We start from the raw sequence: 20,138 nt of genomic DNA on the forward strand, positions 1-20,138 counted from the left end.
TGATCACTGAAATGTTACTAAACTGTGAGGTGCAAGCATGACTCCGTCGCCAAAGGGTACCACCACCGTTCTTAGTTCAGAGGCAGCTGCGCGCTTGTCGATGCAAGCGGATCAACTTGGACAGCTTGTAATTCAAGACGCCCAAGGGAATCGCTTTGAAAACGTACGGCCAGTGCGATTGTTTCCACTTTCGCGTCCAGATCAGTGGATATCACTGGTAGACCAACAGGGGCGCGAGATCGCTTGTATCGAAGATCTAACACAGCTCTCGATCCCGAATCAATCGCTGTTACGGGCTGAACTCGAGCAGCGCGAATTTGTGCCGATCGTGAAGCGCGTCCTGTGGGTGTCAGGCAATTCAGAACCCTGTCAATGGAAAGTCGAAACCGACCGAGGTTTGGCTAGTTTTATACTGAAAGACGAAAAAGACGTTCGACGACTTGGACCACACGGCGTACTGGTAGTGGATTCCTTTGGCATTCGTTATTACATACCAGACCGGAATCAATTAGACACATATTCGCAGCGGATCATCGAGTGGTATGTGTAGCATCCTGCAGCGCCACTCCAGCCGTCGCCTTGGCTTGGGCTCGCGTGAGCAGCTTATCTAGTTGACTTGCTATCCACGGAAAGTCTTCACAGACCACTACGCGATCGGCGGGGAGTCCCCATCCGTTGTCTGAACAATTGCTAGTGTCAGGCACAACCACTAACAGCCCCTGGTGGTTTAACAGATTTCGTAGGGTTGCCAGTGCATCGGCACTTGCTCTGTCTCTCGAACACAGGGATTGTGGCACGATTGCCAATTCGACATGGGCACAACTCAATCCGCTGCCGGCAATCGAGCCGACCGAACTCTGAATGACTACAGCGTTAACCTGGGGGTGCATCAGTAGCGAGTGATACTGCTCCAGCGGTCGTGTCAGTGGCCAAACCTTGTCTGATTTTCCGCGCTGCCAGGCAATGCCGGTGTTATAGCCGAGCCTCTGGAGTTCTTGGCTCAGCTCGGTACCCCACGTCGAATCCTGCTCGGCCACGCACAAGACATGCGCAATTCGACTGGGACGATTCTGCGGATACAGCAATTCCATAACCGCTTGGCCCACTGGGCGCGGTGACCCGATCAGTGGCTTAACGTGAGGGGTCAGACTAGGACCGGCGTTGACCTCGACGATACCACCGCGCTGTTCGGCTAAACAGCGCGAAATATCGCGCGCCACCACATCCATGCCGGCAATATCCAATCCCACAGCCTGCGCGGCCAGCACAGCCATGTCTCGCGTAGTTGGATGTACTTTGTCTGTACAATCCTCAATCAGATCGCCCACGTGAAAGATCAAAACGCGGCGATCTTTTTCGGGTACAGAATCGAAATCCAATCCCTGTGTTTGCAAAACGATGGCGGCCGCATCGTCCAGTTTGACGACTTGAAGTTGATCTGTGTAGTTCTCTCCGCGCCGTGGATCGCTGTTGAGCTGTTGGACTAACTGCCGAACCGTCTGTATTCCGTCACCGTAAACGTACTCTCGCTGGCCACGCGCAGCCGCGATCATTTTGCCACCGATGACCAACAGCCTGTGATGATCTCCTTGAATAAACTGTTCGACCAATACTTCGGTTGTATGCCCGGCTTGGCAAGCCCAATCATAGGCTGCCATCACAGCAGTCTGATCAGTTAAATCCAATGTCACCCCGACCGCGTGATTGGCATTGCGAGGCTTGACAGCCACTGGTAATCCGAACTCTGTTGCCGCCTGCCACGCGTCTTCGCGACTGACAACCATTCTGCCCTGGGGAACATTGACTCCGACTGCAGCCAAAATTGATCGCGTCAACTGTTTGTCACTGGCGATTGACTCGGCGATCGCCGATGTGGCGTCCGTCTCCGCCGTCCAAGTTCGGCGCTGCAAAACCCCTTCGCCGAATTGCACTAAACTGCCTTGGTTCATTCGAAAATAGGGGATATCTCGTTCGCTTGCTGCCTGCAGGATTGCTTGCGAACTTGGTCCCAGACGCACATCATCCGCCATATCGACTAGTCGGCGCCATTGCGGACTACTGTCAATCGCTTGGTCGCGCGGTGTCTCGATACACAGCCTGATCGCGGTTTCAATACATTCGATTAATAACGCTGCCTCCTCATATTCAAATGCCAACAGATACTGGCCGTCTACGGAATTGTTCTGAGGTTCAAAGCAGCGCGCATCAACTCCGGATTGCGTGTGTAAACAGTGAATTAATGAGGACAGCTCGGCTGCCGTTCGATCTTGCCGCTCGTCAAACTGTACGATCGCTTCAAGTACCGGTCGTTTCGACCAGCGATTGCAGCCCAAGTAGATGTGTGTGTATACGAGTTGCATCAGAGCTGTGCGTGATTGCAGTTCGAGCGAATTAAGAACGGTATGTCGGGAAGCCGTGTGCTAGCGCACGGCGGCTGATCAGCGCAGTGCACCGTACAGCCAAAGTGGTGGCACGATTATAGTTATCGCTTTCAAGGGCAACATCCCTGCCCTTGAATTGGAAAAGTTGTTCACACTGGCAAGGCTATCCAGTTTCTTGATATTCACCCAATCACCCGGCTGATCCGGTTGTTTGGGTGGTATCGGCAAGAGCTTCTGGCGAAAACCGCGAAGGTATAGTGCGCAAGCTTGACCGGGACTAGCCATTGGGTAGGATGCTGGGCTGATAGTCTGAGGTGTGAATTGGTCGCAACGGTTATGGGCGAGTCCGCACTGTCAGACGTTCTGATGGAGATGTATCACGCGGTCTGAGTGAGTCACCATGCATTCTATAATGCCTGCCACTGCAACCATTTCGCCTGACGCGACGCTTTGTTCGCTTGAAAATTCTGTGGAGCGGCTGTCTGGCGATGCTGCGGCTAGCTCACTACTGATCGATAGCGTGACAGTGGTTGTCCCGTGTCACAACGAATCTGCTGGAGTCGACCGACTGAAGAGCAGGTTGTTGGAGCTGGAATCGGAAGGCTCAAAGCGTTGCGATCCGTGTGCATGGCGATTCGTATTTGTCGATGATGGCAGTCGCGATGCAACCTACGATGATTTGTGTGCGGCGTTTGGACAGTGGCCGCATGCGAAGATCGTGCGGCACGAAACCAGTCGCGGTTTGATCGCTGCAATTCAGACCGGATTTAAGCACTGCGACAGCAAATGGATTGCGGTCATCGACAGCGCTTGCACGTATCATCCCCTGCTGCTGATCGACTTGCTGGAGAAGGCGGATCGAGAAGGCTACGAAGTGGTGACAGCCTCGCCCTCACTGTCGGAAGGTCACCGACAGAATTTCGTCGACTGGCGAACCACTTTGTCCCGAGTCACTTCTTGGGTATATCGCAGATCGATGCGCAATAAACTGAGCAGCTACACCAGCTGTGTGGCAGTTTACTCAACCAGCTGGGTCCGACAACTGGCCTTATCGATGCCTGGATTTGTAGGGCTGACGGAGCTTTTGTGGCACTTGGACAACGCCGGTGCTCGCATAGGCGAGTATCCTGCAGTCCAGTATTTGCCAGTTGCCGTTGGGCGGAAGATGGGTACCATGTGGGCTTCGCTGCAACATTTTAGATTGCTGGCTCGCGTGATACGTCATCGACTGAAGAACACCTTATGAACACGGCCTGGATTGTGTCCGGCGCTCGGACGCCGATTGGAAAATATCTTGGGGAACTGGCACATCACTCCGCACCGCGCTTAGCGGGCTTTGCCATCGAAGCCGCTGTGGCAAAGGCCGCTGCGCGAGGTAGTGCAACCTGGAATCCTGACCGGATCGACGAAGTCATAGTAGGTCAAGTCGTCTCGGCTGGCGCGGGCCAGGCGCCAGCCCGACAGGCTGCCCTGCTAGGCGGAATCCCGAACTCGACCGGCTGTGCGACTGTAAACAAAGTTTGCGGGTCGGGTCTGTATGCAGTCATGCTGGCTGATCGCGCCATCCGATCGGGTGCCGCTAGTGTGGTCGTGGCCGGCGGAATGGAAAGCATGAGTCAAGCTCCGCATCTGCTGCGGGGTGGGCGCGCGGGTTGGAAGTACGGAGCGGGTTCACTGCTGGACGCCGTTGAGCTGGATGGATTAACCTGCGCCTCAAATCATGTGCCGATGGGCTGTTATGCCGAGCAGGTGGCTCAACAGCATGGCATCTCGCGCCGTGAACAGGATGAATGGTCACTTCAGAGTCACCTGCGTGCTGTAGCCGCCGGCCAGTCGGGCGCATTTGCCGATGAGATTGTGGCGGTTCCAGGGTTGCGCGGCGAATCCGTGGCCGTCGACGGCAGCCCGCGCGCCGATAGCTCAGCGGATCGCTTGGCCAAACTCAAACCGGCTTTTCAAAGCGACGGTTCAGTTACTGCCGGCAACGCCTCCAGCCTGAGTGACGGTGCTGCCGCCGTGGTTGTTGTCGATCAGCAACAATTAGAACAGATCAAGCCCTCGTTGGCTTTTCGGATCGTGGGCGCTGCTGTTCACGCGGCCGCACCATCTGAATTGTTCACAGCCCCGGTGGGAGCTATCCAGCGACTGTTGCGGACAACCGCGCGCAACCTGGGGGATATCGACTTGTTTGAGATCAACGAGGCCTTTGCCTCTCAGACACTAGCCTGCATGAAGTTGTTGGACATTTCCCCTGACAAATTGAACGTACACGGCGGAGCGATTGCTCTGGGGCATCCGATCGGCTGTAGCGGTGCGCGCGTATTGGTAACACTCATGCACGCCCTGGTCCGCCACCAAAAATCACTTGGCGTAGCATCGCTATGTCTAGGCGGCGGTGAAGCAGTCGCGCTGATGATCGAGGTGTCCGCCTGAATGTAACGGGAAGCACAAGTGACTTCTGGCCAAGCCAGATGGCATTTGCTTCTGCCGACCTAGGCAGCCAGTCCCTCTGACCTTTAATGGAAATGTCGGTTGCAAGATCCGCTGCCAGATCCCACAGATTCATAGAGGCTCACAGATTTGTGGCCATTCACGCTAGAATCTGAACACGTTGGTGGTGGGCCAGCCCGGGATCGAACTCTGTGCGTTCGAAACAACATTGTCGCTGTTGACATGCTTGGGATGTTGTCACCGATTTATACCACTCCCACTTGCTGCACCCTATGAATTGCGTGACTGGGTACGAATGATTTAGGCGTCGCGAATGGCGATTGCCTGACTGGTATCACGAATCCATTGAGGTGCCAAGCTAGCAGCGATCATGCCAAGGAGGCTGGCGACCAGTCCGGCCAACTGCGGCGGAATCATTGCCACCGCAGAAGCCGCTTCGGTGTCAGCCAATTCTGCTGCCCCACGGTTCAGAAGCAGCAACAGACCCCAAGTAGCAATGCCTGCAGCGATTGAGCACAGCGCACCCTGAGTTGTGGCGCGGCGCCAGTAGATCCCTGCGACCAAAGGCACGAACGCGCCGACCAAGGTAACGCTGTAGGCGGCCTGCACCATTTCATACATTGTCTGATTGCTGGTGTACGCTTGATAGGTTGCGCCGATGGCAAACAGTATTAATGTCGTTCGCAGAATCCACAGCATATTTTTTTCGTTGATGCTGGGAATTAATGGCCGTAGAACGTTCTCGGTGAATAGGCTGGACGGAGCCAACAACGTTCCGCTAGCTGTGGACATGATGGCCGACAGAAGTGCTCCCAAGAACAGAACCTGCGCCCAAAAAGGTGTTCGGTCAAGGATCAATTGCGGCAGGATGCGCTGCACAGCGCGTTCGTCTTCGCTGGCGAACAACTGGGCGTAGTTGGCGTCTATGACAACGGCACTAAAGGCAATGAACATCGGCACAAAGGCGAAAACGAAATAGAAGGCCCCGCCCAAGAAGGTAGCTCGCACTGCAGTGCGTTCATCTTTAGCACTGGTCACTCGCTGGAACACGTCTTGCTGGGGAATGGACCCCAGCGCGGCGGTAATGAATCCGGTGACGAAAACCAACCAAGGCTGCCAACCTCCGCTGGGAAACAGTTGCAGCCTGCCTTGCTCCCTGGCGACGTGCACAACATGATTGACGCCTCCTGCCTGACCGGCCAGCAACACCGCTACTACGATTAGCCCAACGATAATAACGAATGTCTGGATCAGATCGGTTAGAGCCACGGACCACATGCCGCCCAGTACGGTGTAGATCATGACTACCACCGCACCCAAAACGATGCAGTTGTTGATGGTCATCCATTCCTGACCGACCCCTTGGCCCAGTACCGATAACACGATGCCCAGGGCGGTCAGCTGAGCGGCCGTCCATCCCAAGTACGACAAGGTGATGGCGATTGACGTAAACAGCTCTACCGATTTACCGAACCGCTTGTGGTAGAAGTCGCCGATGGTCAACAGGTCCATGCGATAGAAGTACTTGGCGAAGAACACCGCCACCAGCAACAGACACATCGAGAACCCGAACGGGTCACCTGGGATGGCTTGCAAGCCCTGGTTGGCAAAAGTCGCCGACACTGACAGCACCGTCTCGGCTCCAAACCAGGTGGCGAACACGCAGGTAAAGCCCATCATCAATGGCAGCGAACGACCGGCCACCATGAAATCTCTGGCCCCGTGAACTCGTCCCGCAGCCACCAACCCCAGGCTGATGGTAAACAGCAGATACAGAACAATGCAGATAGCCAGCATATTTGCGTATTCCGTTGCAAACAGCGAAAGTGACGGTGGCCGATCAACGGCTCAATGACTCACAACGACTGGGCTAATAAACGACTCTCAATTCTGGCCAGTTCTTGGACACCTAGTATGGCTTGGCCGGGGTGGCACCAAAACGAAAACATCGGTTCGCTTCAAGGCGACCGATGTTTGGATTTGGGAATTGCTGGGGTACATCCACGCTCTGGTGAGTGTAGCTACAAACTGGCGTGGGGCTTTAGTCTATGGCCACGCAGCGAGCCACCGGCAAGCCATTGAAGGGGCAAGCGCTAGCTGCCGCATAGGCACCCATCGTCGGCACCAGCAGCAGTTCGCCGACTTCCAGGTCCGGCAACAATTGATCGCGGGTGACGATATCGCTGGAATCACAGGTTGGCCCAGCCACGACGCAGGGCGACAGGTCTCGATTCTGGCCCTCAAACATCAGCGGAAAGTCGGCATGGTCAAAAACCTTGCCCGAGAACGATCCGTACAGTCCATCATCGACAATGTACCAAGGCATATCCCAACGCACATCTTTGCCGAGCACTCGGGTAATAAGTGTGGTGCACTCTGCGACCAAGCCTCTGCCCGGTTCAGCGATCCATCGCGCGGGAACGTCGCCGAAATGTTCGCGTAGCCCTTGCGATACCACCTCGCAAAACGCGGACAGCGACGGAGCCCCGCTGCGATAGGGAGCTGGAAAACCGCCGCCAATATCCAGCACTTCCAGGGGAAATCCCAGGTCGATAGCCTGATCCCACAACTGGCGAACTTGACGCAACACCGAGTTGTAGTCCTCGGGTTCTAAGCATTGGCTGCCAACATGGAAGGAAAAGCCGCGTACGTTCAGTCCCAGCGAGCGCGCGTCGAGCAGCAAACGCACCGCATTTTCGATGGCACAGCCGAATTTGGCCGACAGGTTGATGCGGCTGCTGGATGCCGATACGGCCAGTCGCAGCAGCAGATTCACGTCGGGCGTCAACGTTGCGATTTTGGCGGCTTCCAGCGAATTGTCGAATACGAACCAACGAATCCCGGCAGCGTAGCATTCGCGGAGGTTGCACTCGGTCTTGCACGGATGAGTATGCAGCATTCGGTCTGGAGTAAATCCAGCTTCCAAGGCCTGTCGCATCTCACCTGCCGAGCAGACGTCGACGAAGCCATTTTCCGAGCACAGCGTAGACAGCACATGGTATTCCGGATTTGCCTTGGCGGCGTAGTACAAATCCACGCCCGGCAGCGCCTGCTTCATTGTCCAGTAGGTTTCAATGAGCTTGGACTTGGAAACCACCAGCAGCGGCGAACCATGAATGGCCGCTAGCTCGCGAGCGTGGTCAAATGACAGCACCGGCTGAGCCGTACGTACAGACGGAGATTGTAATATTTGGTCGGCAATCATGCAGTTACCCCAAAGCACAGAGTGGCCAATGAAAAAACGACAACCAACTTGGTCCGAAGACCGTCGGCCGACTTTTCCTAGCAGTTATCTCGCCGCATTCATGCAGCTAACCGCGTTGACCTTTGGGGTGCCTAGCCTTCCCGGGCTGTGGGCAGCGGATTCAGCATGTTTGTCAGTCTGACACACACCGGTAGGTCGTCCGGAAGAACTCACCGACTTAGAGTCGGCCAGCCCAACCATTGAAAACCTGAAGGTAGTTCCACTAACAGGCAAATGACTCTTCTTAGCCACTCACCTTTGGCATTTTCCAAATGCCTACAATCTAGTTCCTAATTGTTTCCTCCATACCTCCGGAGAAAATCCCCTATTAGGGGAATAGGCTCCGAAGTTCTCACAGCCTCGCATCATGCGTGACCACACTCGCCAATCTACTGCTGACTCCGCCAGAGGCCGCCTAACGCAAGCCGCTGGCCAGCCCAGATCGTGAATGTGGTGAAAGAATACAAAATCTACGCTGTGGGGGAAGACTAATTCGGAAAAATTTTCCAATTCTCCGGCTGATTAGTCAGCCCAGTCCCGCGCTGTGCAATTTATCGTACTTTTCGGACCTCGTAAATGAATCCAATCGGAGAACATCGACCGTTTCGACGCAGGCGGTGATGTAGTGCTCAGGCATGATGTCGCGCACCAGGTAGTCCAACATGGCTTCAGTCACCTGGTTAGGAGCGATCACTTCGATGCGCACGCGCGGCACCGCAGGGCTGCTGGACTGGTTCAGATCGTGCTTCCCCGCGCCGTGGCAACGCATGGCGGTGTAGCCGGTGGCCCCCAAAGCGACCAGATGGACCTCTAGCTCCTCCTCGATGCCGGGATCAACCACGATGGTCAACCGACGTATGCTGGCCAGACCTCGCTGCCGCGTCGCCAGGTGATGGTCCGTGGTAGCCAAGTGTCCCTCCAGACCAACGACCTTGAGCTCCAATTGCTGTTCGTTGAAGTCGTGTCGCAGATGTTCCAGCCGCTCCAAGACGTTGTGGTCCACCAGCTTAGTCTGCGACATATCGAGAATGACACTTTTGGCTTCCAGCAGCCCCAAGCTCTCAATTTGGCGTTTCAGCGGTATCCAGTTGCTAAAAATGGCCGAATCGCCGACGGTAATGCTGATCGTTTCGGCATCCAGGTCGCGTACGGCCAGCGGCGGTTTGAAAATCGAACTTAGCGGTACGCCGCGCCAAATGTGGATCAATAACTTCAGGACGATACCAATCGCCACACCAATCAATAGGTCGGTAGCTAGAACCGCTACCAGCGTAACTAGGAAGACCAACAACTGCTCGCGACCGATTCGGTAAACATTCAGAAACTCCCTGGGATGCGCTAGCCTAAATCCGGTGTACACCAGCATTCCAGCCAGTGCGGCCAGCGGAATCAGGTGCAGCACCATCGGAATCATGGCCACGCAGACCAGTAAGAACATACCATGCCAAAAATTGGCGAATCGAGTTTGCGCACCGTTGTCAATGTTGGCTTTGCTGCGAACGATCTCCGAAATCATAGGCAGTCCACCGACCATACCTGCCAGGAAATTGCCCAGGCCCACGGCCACGACATCCTTGTCCAGGTTCGACTTGCGCTTCCAAGGGTCCAACAGTTCGACCGCTTTGGCACTCAAGATACTCTCCAGCGTGCCGATCAAGAAAAACATGAGGATCCAAGGCCAGGCTTGAGGCTTGACGACGGCCGAAAAGTCGGGGAATTGCAGTTCACGGAACATGCCAAACATCTGCTCGGGCATTGCCACCAGGTACTGTTCGCCCAGTTGATACTTATGGTTCTGCAGCGTGTAATCGTGTTGGTGCAGCAGATCGAGCCCCAACCCGAGTGGGACAGCTACTAGCAAAACGATTACCGGAGATGGAATAATTCGAGCAACTCCAAACTTGCGACCCACCAGTGGCCAGAGAAACATGATCGCGATACTCAAGATGCCAATCAATGCAATAGCGGGATTGGCGTCCAGAACGAAGTCCGGAATCTGACGCAATAATTCCAGCGGTTCGCCCTTAGCACTCACTCCCAAAGCAACTGGTATCTGTTTGCACATAATGATTACGCCAATGGCGGCCAACATCCCATGCACGGCTGCGACCGGAAAGAACTCACCGACGATTCCCGCGCGAAATACTCCGAATGCAACCTGGAGAACCGCTGCCGCGACGCACACTGCCAGGGTAGCCTGGTAAGCCGTTTGATCTGCAGCGCTCCATCCACCAATCATTCCATCGCCACCAAATGTTTCGATACATCCCAGGACGACCACGATCAACCCTGCGGCCGGGCCTTTGATAGTCATTTCCGAATTGCTGAACAACGTGGCAACAACCGAGCCGATGATGGCGGTGAAGATGCCGGCCAATGGTGGAAAGCCACTGGCCAACGAGATCCCTAAACACAGTGGCAGCGCAATCAGGAAAACCAAAAAGCCGGATAGGAAGTCCTGGCGAAAAAAACGTCTAAAGCCCGCGCGGTCTCCCACGGGTTTCGCTACTTCTACTGGGACTGTCAAGGTTGATCTTTCAGGGACTGTGTTCATATTTTTCCTCGTGTATTTTGGGCACCACAGGTAGTGCTGTGGCGGGTGAATCTAAGTCAAAAAAGGTGCCACGGCGCTTCATCAATTCGCCGGCTGCGTGATAACGCGTTGTGACTCCGGGCTGGGGAAAGATCCCCCCCACTACGATCAAACCCGCGAATGCATAGATCACCAGTCGCTCCAGCGGTAGTGGTTGTAGTGAGACCGTTGCCGGCGCATTGGTTCCAGTGAAAAGTCGGAAGTAGACGCGCAAGGCACCGATGCCGTTGAGCGCCGTAGTCACGACGACTACGACCGCGTAAAACGAAGATGACTCCAGCGCGCTTTCGACCAACAACTCCAGTCCGACGAAGCCGACTGTCCCCGGAAAGCCAATACTGGCCAACAGGGCGAGCAGAAAAAGCACTGCCATCAGCGGCATTTGACTGTACAACCCATGGAACCGCAGTATGTCGACCCGTCCAATTCGGCCTTCCAGCGCCCGAATGACAATTCCCAACGATATCAGCGCGATGCCAATGGCCAGCCACATGCTCAGCGATCCCGTCAATCCGGTTGGCGTCAGAGATTCCAGTCCAACCAGCAGCAGCGATGAATTGCTGAGTAGCAAATAGCAGTAGAACCGTCGAGTGCTAGTCTGGACCAACACCATTCCCGAGGCATAGATCGCCGTTATCAGCGAAGCAAACGAAATTCCTTGCAGAACGGTGACTGGAGCAATTGGTAGCACCAGCCGCATGAGCGCATAGGCGCCAGCCATCGGCGTGACGAACAGCAGCGCCGTTCCTAGGCTGGCTCGATCGAACAAATCGATCATCCAACAGTGCGTGGGAATGCATCCACAACGAATCAAAAGGCCAATCGCCATCAATACCACACCTGTTACCGAGCTGGTCGTCGCAAGTTGATTTGTATCGATGCACAGCCAACCTCCGATCATCAGTCCTAGCGAAAGCGCTTGATGGATCGCAAAGAATTTCCAAGCCTGCTGACGCTGGCGCAGTTCAATCAGCGGCAAGAGATTCTGAGCCGCCAACAGGCCGATCACCGCCAGCGGCGCACGGCTACTTAGCAGCGCTTCGGTCAATGTCAGCGAGACGAGCGTCAATCCAAATGGAAATCGCTCACGCTTAGGAATCGGCGTTAACAAGATTATGGCAAAGTACAGTGCCGCCGACAGCGTCAACAATGGCGCATTGAGTTCGTCGACGATAACCAACTCTCGGCCAAACAACGATTGGGTCAAGCTGTGAGGATCGTGCGCTTCGAAAGTCCGCAAACTGGCGAAATCCAGCCAGTCCACGATGGCAACTAACAACACCAAACCAGCCACCACAGAACTGATCAGCCAACGCAGTCGGACTGCTGAGATTCGCTGAATGAGCATTGCGGCCAACAATGGCAGCGCGACCGCCAATTCCAACCAGGGAGCATGCAGTTCAGGCATGAGGTGACCGCTCCTGTATATCGAGGCTGGTAGCCGGATGACACAACAAATCTCCATCCCCGGCCCTCGGCTGATCGACCATGAACTGCCGCTCCGCAGTTGAAGGTCTGCTGGCCCCATAGCCGACAAGACTTCGCTCCGAACCTCCCGACCGACTGCCACACCAGGCAATCCAAGCGGACTCCCAACGGCTGAAAGTTCGAAATACATTCAAGAGGGGAGCTGCTAAGTAATCGCCGAGAAGAGTGTCGAATGGCCCGCGTTCCAGGGCAAAGCGATAGAACCAGCTTGTTAACCACGGAATGCGCGTCAGAAATCGAGGAGTCTGACTGTGAGCAATACGATGTCCCAGAGCTGTCTCCAGTTTGAAATAGTCGCGCAGCAAACTAGGTGCGCGCAGTAGTTGTACGGTGCGCAACATGGCGTGACCGCACAGATGTATCAGCGCAAACACGTACCACCCCATGCCTATTTCGCACACGATCAAACCAACTTGTGCCAGCGATGCAAAAGCCAGTGCGCTCTTGATGTCTCCTTGCACTCGCTCGACCAAACTAGCGTACAGTGCGGTAGTCAATCCCACTGCGATGAGGATATAGCCCAGGGCCGGCGCCGCTGTTACAAGCGGGCTGACTCGTAACAACAGGTACGCTCCCAAATGCACCGACAGCGCACCGTAAAAAATGGCGCTGGACGCGGTGGGCCCTTCCATGGCTCGTGGCAGCCAGCCAGAAAACGGCACCAATGCCGACTTGCCAGCAGCAGCTACTAACAGCAACAGACCTACTCCCAGCGCCTGCTGGCTGCTCAAAATTGTCTGGGCTGCAGGCCAAGTACCAACTCCCGTCATGCGATCCCATTCGCCATTTCCGGTCATGTGATGCAGGGCCACGGCCGCTAACAAGAAGGCGGCATCGGCCAGGCGATAGATGCTCCACACTCTCAGTCCATTGATCACCGGTGCCGATCGTTCATGGAAGAAGCCCACTAATAGCGCCGACGACAGGCCCACCAATTCCCATCCAAAAAAGAGCACCTCAACTGTACCCGCGACACAACTTGTCACCATGCCCAACGTAAACAACGCATACAGAATGAAGAATCGTTGATAGCCGGGCTCGCGATGCAAATAGCGCGTCGTGAACGCCCCCACAACACTGCATAACAACAATGTCAGAATCAGGAACGGTATCGACAGCCCGTCGAATACGAAAGCCAAATGAAAATGAAACGACTCGTGGTGCAGAACGATCCAGTCCCCTGCGTCCAACACCAATTCGAATCGTCCACTAAACAGCATGAGCACCGCCATGGCCAATGCCGAGATCAATCCGCTAGAGACCATGACAAACGTTAGGCGACTGATCAACTTCTCGCGAATCTTTGAACTTCTGAGCGCAATCAGACTCAACAGCACCACCAACACCACGGGTGACAACAATACCAGACTGGCCAACCATTTGATTGCTTCAAACATCATCGTGTCGTTTCCGCATTGTCTTCATTGAAGCTGCCGTCGATGCGTGCAAAGTCCAAATGATCGCGGCTGCCTGAGTACCAGGCGGCCGAGCTGGGCGCTCGAGTCAGTTGAGTCGACTCCGGCGTGTAGGGCTCAAAATCTCCGTTGCGGAACAGTTGTATCTGGCCAGTTGAACCATCCAATGTCGCCATGTGAATCCACTGGCCAAACACCAATCGACCAATGCCAGGATTATTGGCCATGATATGCCTGAGTGCCTGCGGTGTTGACTCAACCACAAACAACAGTCGAATCGGCTCGTGAATTTCCACCATTTGCCAAGGTAGCCCAGGCCGCAAGTCACTGGCAGCGCCGTTCATAACGCCCACCAACGAGGCAATGTTGTGCGGCAATTTCGTACCACAGCCGTAGCCATCCGAATCGACATGCGAAAAATAGTATTCCAAGTTGATGCCAGCACACACGGGCACTACCGCCCCTAAAATGCGCGCCAATGTCGAATACTGCGCATCATCTTGATTAGGATCATAGGAGTGCATGAAAGCCCGACGATCCATAAACAACCCGCGCGTATGTTCGCGTCTGCCAACGACGACCAGCGCGTTGGTTGCGTGACCGCATTCAGGCCGCGCCTCGGATAGATCTTCCGAACGATCCATGACATGTCGCTGTGCCGCCAGCGAATTCCAATGCAACACGGCAGATTCGAATCGGCGGCAACGTTCACGTGCGTTTCTCATGCAGGCTTTGGCCAGCACTTGCCTGACGTGTGAAACATCACGCGTATGTGTCGCAGGAACTTTTGACAGATCGGCGAACGTAACGCTATCGTTGCAAGTGTTGTGAAAAGCTCCCAATAAGAATGTTGTCTCAGGTAAGACCAACCCTTGAGCAGCCAGGCGCTGGCGGACACGAGGATCGTTAGCCATTTGCGCGATCGCTCGAGCGTTAGGGCCACCACGACCACCACCACATGCCCCGCAGTCGTAAGCTGACTCGTGCGGATTATTCATAGTTGTTGATCCATGACCAACGATGACCACGAGTCGCGACCAGCCGCTGGTATAACCGATATCACGCAGCAGTCGCTGAACGATTGTCGCCATTTCATCCAGTGTGAAACTACGGAGCGTTGTACAAGCGGTAGTATCGCTCAGCGGCTGTTCAGCAGCATCCGCTGGATGCACATCAGTGCTTGATGGCGTCGTACTCTCCAGTTGCAAATAGGTTTGTGCCGGAACTGAGTAGAACTGGTCCATGTGATGTCGAAACCAACCTGCACGTCTGGGAAACAGTACACGGATCACCAGAGGTACAGCGGTCAACGTGCCCAATAGCGACGTAAGCGCACCGGACAACAGCATGCGGCTACCGGCGTGTAACCGATGCAGGGCCGCACCAACCCAGCGGCGCATTGTCGAACGTCTCTGATCAAGCTGTTTTTGATCGTAGGTAACAACCTCTTGGACGTAATGCTGCGGCTCGACCACGATTGGACACAGCGGCACATATTGAAAGGAATCAGCCGCCCGGTAGTACATGGCTACACCGAAAAAGCCTGCGGCCCCCCAAGTTCGACACTGAGGAGCAACCTCCTCCACATGCCGACGGAACGATTCTTCGCGTTCGTCAATGCAGGTGATAATGTCAAATTCGGCAGCCGCGCCGTCGCTGACCGACAGGTCCACGCTCGACGCTGCTGAGTGTGCCTCACCTACAACGGGCAGTTTTGGCTGTTCGCCAGGCAATAGCTTGCCTCGCTGCTCGCGCTGCTGATGCCAATTGGTTGAAATGGCGTCCAGACAGTGATTTCGAAAACACCTCTCGTAGGCGCATTGGTAAACGTGTAGCCGCTCCGGCTCGTCAAATAAACGAATCTCGTCTAACAGTTTGGCCCAGTTCGGTTCGCTGAGATTGGCTAATACTTCCGGTGGCCATCCCAGAGCCTGTGCCAACTGAAATACGCGGTATGCTTCGCAACGAGTGATTTGCATTGGATCGGTTGGTTCAGGTGCCTGCAAGATCGTTGGCAGGTCGCGCAGTGGACCTTGGTATTGCAATTCGGTGCGCGCAACGTACTGAGCAGCCAGGCGGTCCAAGACCAGCCGAATCGCCAGGAACTCGACCAAAGCCCCTTCTGGCAACGGGTGGGCGATGCGGTCGCGCCGTTTTTCAACTTGCCAAATCATGCCCGCAAAACCACGCAAGGCTAATGCCGACTGGCGAATGTACGACTCTTGACTTTCCTGGGTGACACCAAATTCCAGCAAGCTTTCGCGAATCGACTCGAGCGGGGAAAGGTGTCCATCGCGGAATCGCTGCGCCTGTTCGGCCAATCCGCGCAACCACAGTCGCTTTGGAAACAAACGTCGCGCGTACAAGCTGACAAAAGCCGCCATGACTCCCGAATTGCGAGCGGGTATTTGCCAGCGGCTCAAACCTTGATCGAGCACTGCTACGCAGAAACGAATCAAGAATTCATGAACCAGCTCGTCACAATCTACACCCGTGTATTCCAACAAAAGATCGCGGTGTCGTAGGGAGTTCTCGATAGCTTTGACTGGAGGATGTTTGGCAACTTGGCTCAAGCAAATCTGCCACAGCAAGCGCACCGTCAACGTCTCCCAGGCAGATTCGTCCCACGATTCAAAGCGCTCCAACTGTTGGCGGTTAAACACGTTCAAACACAATTTGCGGAACGCTTGAGCTTGATCACCATGGGGCGGCTGATCACCGTTGTTTGCAAACGTGCGGTTGTACCAGCGTCGCGTGCTGGCGATCAGTCGCTGTCGTTGGTGCGCGCTGACATCCGCTGAAAATCGTTCCAGCGCTTGCTGTTGGGCGATAACCCAATCCAACTGGCTAGGAACCACCTCGTGAACGGTGTGCTGCAATATGGCATGCCGTAGTTGGAAGCGAGTCCCTAGCAGTCCAACGAAAATCTCTGCTTGATCACCCAAGCAATCTAACAGCGACGCGTGAATATCCTCTTGTCGAATGCGACCACTGGCAATCGCCTCTTGAAATCGTCTTTGAGTCAAATAGGGTCGACAGCCAAAAATCCGAGCGCCTTCTCGAACGGCTTGTGCAAAGGGTTGATCTTCTAAGGCATGCAAGGTGTTGTGATGTACGAAAACCGTAATCGGCCCTTGAGCAGGCAGTAGATGCGCGGCGTGATGTATAGACCGCTGTATGTCTGTCAGCGACAGACAACCGACCTGGAGCGCAGTCATAGCGCAGCATCCTCTGAAACTCTGGTTACGATTTGGGGCTAAACAAAATGTACGGGGGTTACCGGATGTGCATTTCGTTTGGCAAACGCGCCCCTGCGTGGAGCAGCAGAAACCGCCATGTGCCGATTAAACCATCAGCGCAGCGGTCTGTTGGAACTACAGCGCTCGTGAAGGTGGGCCACGCAAATGAATGCAGGTCGCCAAATCGCCGATAGCTGGAACGTCCGGTAGCAAAGCCAGACAGACAGCTATTTGGTTGTCAAGACTCAGATCGAGCCGCTGAATATTGGCCGCATCCAGGAAAGACGGCTCGCAACCGGCCTTCTCGCTTTCGCTTGATTCCCCAACCGGTTCCGCTGACGCGGCCAGGTGCGATTGACCGACGAACACCTGTCGCGATTGCAGCAGCAAAGGCTGCATCGCCAAAACCAACAACAGGAGTGCGGTCAAAGAATTCTGATGAATCATCTTGTGGTTAATCGTAAGCCGCTGCCTGCAGCAAGTAAAGAATGTTTGTTCCATGCTCACCGCTAAAGCCTCAGATTTATCCGAATTCTCTGCGTTTCGGCGGACAGCCCGGGGGTTTACAAACGCTCACGGTCACGATAGTCTGACGGCTATCACAATTCGAGCCAACCCCAGCTAGTTTCCTGCCATCCTCAACCAGAGTCAGGTGCATAGCGCAAGTTAGCTTGGATGAGAGCAGTGTTTGGTGATTTCGACCGGCCTTGTGCCGGTACGAAATGAACAGGGAACTCCGGTGAAATTCCGGGACGGCCCAGCCGCTGTAAGTCGTCAGGTCTCCGCGTCCCGCGCGAAGGCCTATGGAACGCTTCTTCTAGATTCTTCTTGAAGTGCCATTGTCTGTTGCATCAGATGAGAAGGCTGCGAGCGATTCCTACGACGACAAGTCAGAAGACCTACCAAATGCCATGACGAGAATCGCCTTCTTGGGTTGAGGCGCCGCGTCGCGATAGTATTTAACCATGCTCCTACGGGAACTCCGTTTATGGTCAGCACCTCGAGCGCTCGCGCGCACCGTGGTTTCACCCTGGTGGAACTGCTGGTGGTAATCGCCATCATCGGCGTGCTCGTCGGCTTGCTGCTACCAGCCATACAGGCCGCCCGCGAGGCTGCTCGCCGCCTGCAGTGCATGAACCATTTGAAGCAAATCGGCCTCGGCCTGGCTAACCACGAAAGTAGCTTCGGTCGCTATCCCAAAGGCGGCGCAGGAACCACGAACTTCACGTCAACCCACCTGGCCCCGCGCACGCGCATCTCATGGGGCACTGCGATTTTGCCCTATATCGAACAGTCGATCATCTATGACCAGTTCGATTTGAACCTGACGTATCTGCAATCACCCAATCGAGAGCTAGGACAAACACCACTAGCAATCTACCTGTGCCCGTCCGCTCCCAAACAAGACATGCTGCGGCCCAACGGCGACACGCCCAACGCTGTCGAGCGATTCGCGCGCACCGACTACGCCGGCAACTACGGCGAGCGTGGGTTGCGCTGCTATCCACTGACCAACTGCCAGAATCATTATGTCCCAGGTGGCGGTGGGCGCGGAACGCTGATGTTAGGCATGGATGTTGATATCGCTGCTCGCGAGATCACCGATGGATTGTCGCATACAGTGATGGTCGGTGAAGCGCCCGAAGGCCTGCATTCGATCTGGATTGGTCACAAGAATGTGCTTGATCAATCCACCCCGTTAAATGCACGGGCAGTTGCGGGGTCGCGGTGGGCTCCCTGTCACCCCACGTTTAAAAGCCGAGTTGGCAATTTCTGCGACTTTGGCCAGGAGTTTCATAGCTACCACGCCGGCGTTTGTGCCTTTTCATTTGCCGATGGTTCGACCCGACTGGTTTCAAACGATGTCGATCTCCAGACTCTAGCCGCCATCTTATCTCGGGCTGGCGGTGAAAGCGTTAGTCTCGATTAATTTTTATGTGATTTGACAAGCACCGATCCACTAGATAAGGAACGTCCCTTGCTAACTAGATTTCGCCTGTACTGGTTGTGTTGCGCTTTCATGCTGACCTGGCTGGCTGAGCCACTCAGGGCTGCTGAAATCGTCTTGGATTTCGAGCAATACAATCTGCCATCTGACCAGTACATCTACTGGCCGGACCTCGAACACGTCAGTTTTGAGACCACCTTACCATGGGGGCCGAACTACGCGGTATCTCGCAAGCGATCACTCACGGATCCGATTTTTTATTGGGCCAATGGCGATGACACCACAGTGACAATTGGAGGAGCTGGGGGCTCGGAGCAGTGGTTGACCGTACTGGCTGCCGTGCCAGGTGAAATCATTCTAATTGCGCCAGCAAATACTCGGTTTGGCTCTGTCAAAATCACCAACGCTGCCCTGGTCGACTACACTGTGCGCTATGGTTTGTATCAGGCGAGCCAGTTTGGCCCGAACGACTATTTGCGAGTCCGCTTCTTGGCCTTGAACGCGGACGACACGCCCACCGGAGCAGCCACCGACTGGATTGACCTAGCGACGTTTACCGCTTCGCTGTCGACGCTGGACGAGTGGATCGATGTTGATCTCTCGGGATTGCAATCTGATCGCATGACAATTGAAATGGCCGGTACAGATAACGATCCCATCTGGGGCCTCAACACACCCGCATATTTAGCTCTAGACGACCTGATCATTCACCCCGCAGATCCGCCCACGACCATTGTCAACAGCTTTGTATATCACTCGGCATGGAGCGGGCCATCATCTGGACCTTGGGATGCATTGGATACCAGCAAAACGTTAGCTCCATCCGGCCCGCAGGCACAGACATTGGGGCTAGAAAACCTGATCAATACCATTCACGGCATCAATGGGCTGGTGTTTGATTTTGATCGCTTGCCTGACCCCAGTGGACTGACTGTCAGCGATTTTATGTTCAAGATGAGCCCTCAAGGTGCGTTCGATCTAGCCCTGAATCCCCCTGAAAGCTGGCCGAGCGTGCCGGTATTCCCCACTGTCAGTGTGTCGGAAATTACAAGTTTTGATCGCGCCCTGCTACAATGGCCGAATCAGATAATCGAAAATCGATGGCTGCAGGTCACGGTGCTTGCCAACTCAAACACCGGTTTAGCTCAAGACGCGGTCTACTACATCGGCCACTTGCGCGGCGAAACGACCGGGCCGGCCAGCGGTGTGTACACGGTCTCATTTGCCGATATCTCGTTTATTCGCGAGTCAATTGGTTTGACGGTCTTCGCCAACGGAGCAACGGACATCGACAAGAATGGGGTGCTTGCTTTTGCTGATATCTCAGCGATGCGAGCCCATATCAGTAGCCAACTTTCCAATTTAACAGTTCCCTGATA

Annotated in this window: 13 protein-coding genes and 1 riboswitch; of the genes, 5 read left to right on the forward strand and 8 right to left on the reverse strand. The window is 54.9% G+C overall.

The genetic code is table 11. The features are described from left to right. The first annotated feature begins 37 nt into the window (after positions 1-37). Positions 38-550, forward strand: a complete 513-nt coding sequence (locus KF752_17450; GenBank protein ID MBX3423346.1) for a DUF1854 domain-containing protein — start codon at positions 38-40, stop codon at positions 548-550. Here KF752_17450 and KF752_17455 read toward each other — a convergent pair. Further along, complete coding sequence (locus KF752_17455) at positions 531-2,360, reverse strand: hypothetical protein (protein ID MBX3423347.1); 1,830 nt, start codon at positions 2,358-2,360, stop codon at positions 531-533. The genes KF752_17450 and KF752_17455 overlap by 20 nt on opposite strands. Before the next feature lie 421 nt (positions 2,361-2,781). On the opposite strand from KF752_17455, the gene KF752_17460 reads away from it, so the two are divergent. Both KF752_17460 and KF752_17465 read left to right on the forward strand, forming a co-directional pair. Continuing rightward, complete coding sequence (locus tag KF752_17460) at positions 2,782-3,627, forward strand: glycosyltransferase family 2 protein (protein ID MBX3423348.1); 846 nt, start codon at positions 2,782-2,784, stop codon at positions 3,625-3,627. Then, complete coding sequence (locus KF752_17465) at positions 3,624-4,814, forward strand: acetyl-CoA C-acyltransferase (GenBank protein ID MBX3423349.1); 1,191 nt, start codon at positions 3,624-3,626, stop codon at positions 4,812-4,814. Before KF752_17460 ends, KF752_17465 begins: the two co-directional genes overlap by 4 nt. Before the next feature lie 318 nt (positions 4,815-5,132). On the opposite strand, the gene KF752_17470 is transcribed toward KF752_17465, so the two are convergent. From KF752_17470 to KF752_17500, 7 genes are all read right to left on the reverse strand, one after another. Further along, on the reverse strand, positions 5,133-6,629 hold the full coding sequence (locus KF752_17470) for a sodium:solute symporter family protein (protein ID MBX3423350.1): 1,497 nt from the start codon (positions 6,627-6,629) through the stop codon (positions 5,133-5,135). Between the two features lie 244 nt (positions 6,630-6,873). Continuing rightward, the gene (locus KF752_17475; GenBank protein ID MBX3423351.1) at positions 6,874-8,037 is read right to left on the reverse strand and encodes a type III PLP-dependent enzyme; all 1,164 of its coding nucleotides are present in this window, start codon (positions 8,035-8,037) and stop codon (positions 6,874-6,876) included. 565 nt (positions 8,038-8,602) lie between these two features. Next, a complete protein-coding gene (locus tag KF752_17480; protein MBX3423352.1) occupies positions 8,603-10,630 on the reverse strand; it encodes a SulP family inorganic anion transporter in 2,028 nt (675 codons plus the stop codon). Next, entirely contained in the window at positions 10,614-12,077 is a 1,464-nt protein-coding gene (locus KF752_17485) for an oxidoreductase (GenBank protein MBX3423353.1), read from the reverse strand. Before KF752_17485 ends, KF752_17480 begins: the two co-directional genes overlap by 17 nt. Further along, positions 12,070-13,557, reverse strand: a complete 1,488-nt coding sequence (locus KF752_17490) for an oxidoreductase (protein ID MBX3423354.1) — start codon at positions 13,555-13,557, stop codon at positions 12,070-12,072. The genes KF752_17485 and KF752_17490 overlap by 8 nt, the downstream gene beginning before the upstream one ends. Next, positions 13,554-16,790 (reverse strand): DUF2309 domain-containing protein, encoded by a 3,237-nt coding sequence (locus KF752_17495; protein MBX3423355.1) that lies wholly within the window; start codon positions 16,788-16,790, stop codon positions 13,554-13,556. The genes KF752_17490 and KF752_17495 overlap by 4 nt, the downstream gene beginning before the upstream one ends. A gap of 156 nt (positions 16,791-16,946) precedes the next feature. Beyond that, complete coding sequence (locus tag KF752_17500; protein MBX3423356.1) at positions 16,947-17,258, reverse strand: hypothetical protein; 312 nt, start codon at positions 17,256-17,258, stop codon at positions 16,947-16,949. Between the two features lie 225 nt (positions 17,259-17,483). Continuing rightward, positions 17,484-17,733: riboswitch (cobalamin riboswitch) on the forward strand. A gap of 66 nt (positions 17,734-17,799) precedes the next feature. Between KF752_17500 and KF752_17505 the strand changes: the two genes are divergently transcribed. Next, complete coding sequence (locus KF752_17505) at positions 17,800-18,741, forward strand: DUF1559 domain-containing protein (GenBank protein MBX3423357.1); 942 nt, start codon at positions 17,800-17,802, stop codon at positions 18,739-18,741. A gap of 48 nt (positions 18,742-18,789) precedes the next feature. Continuing rightward, the gene (locus KF752_17510) at positions 18,790-20,136 is read left to right on the forward strand and encodes a DUF4465 domain-containing protein (GenBank protein MBX3423358.1); all 1,347 of its coding nucleotides are present in this window, start codon (positions 18,790-18,792) and stop codon (positions 20,134-20,136) included. Positions 20,137-20,138: the final 2 nt, after the last annotated feature.

The sequence above is a fragment of the Pirellulaceae bacterium genome (genome assembly GCA_019636385.1).
Classification (GTDB): Bacteria; Planctomycetota; Planctomycetia; order Pirellulales; family Pirellulaceae; genus Aureliella.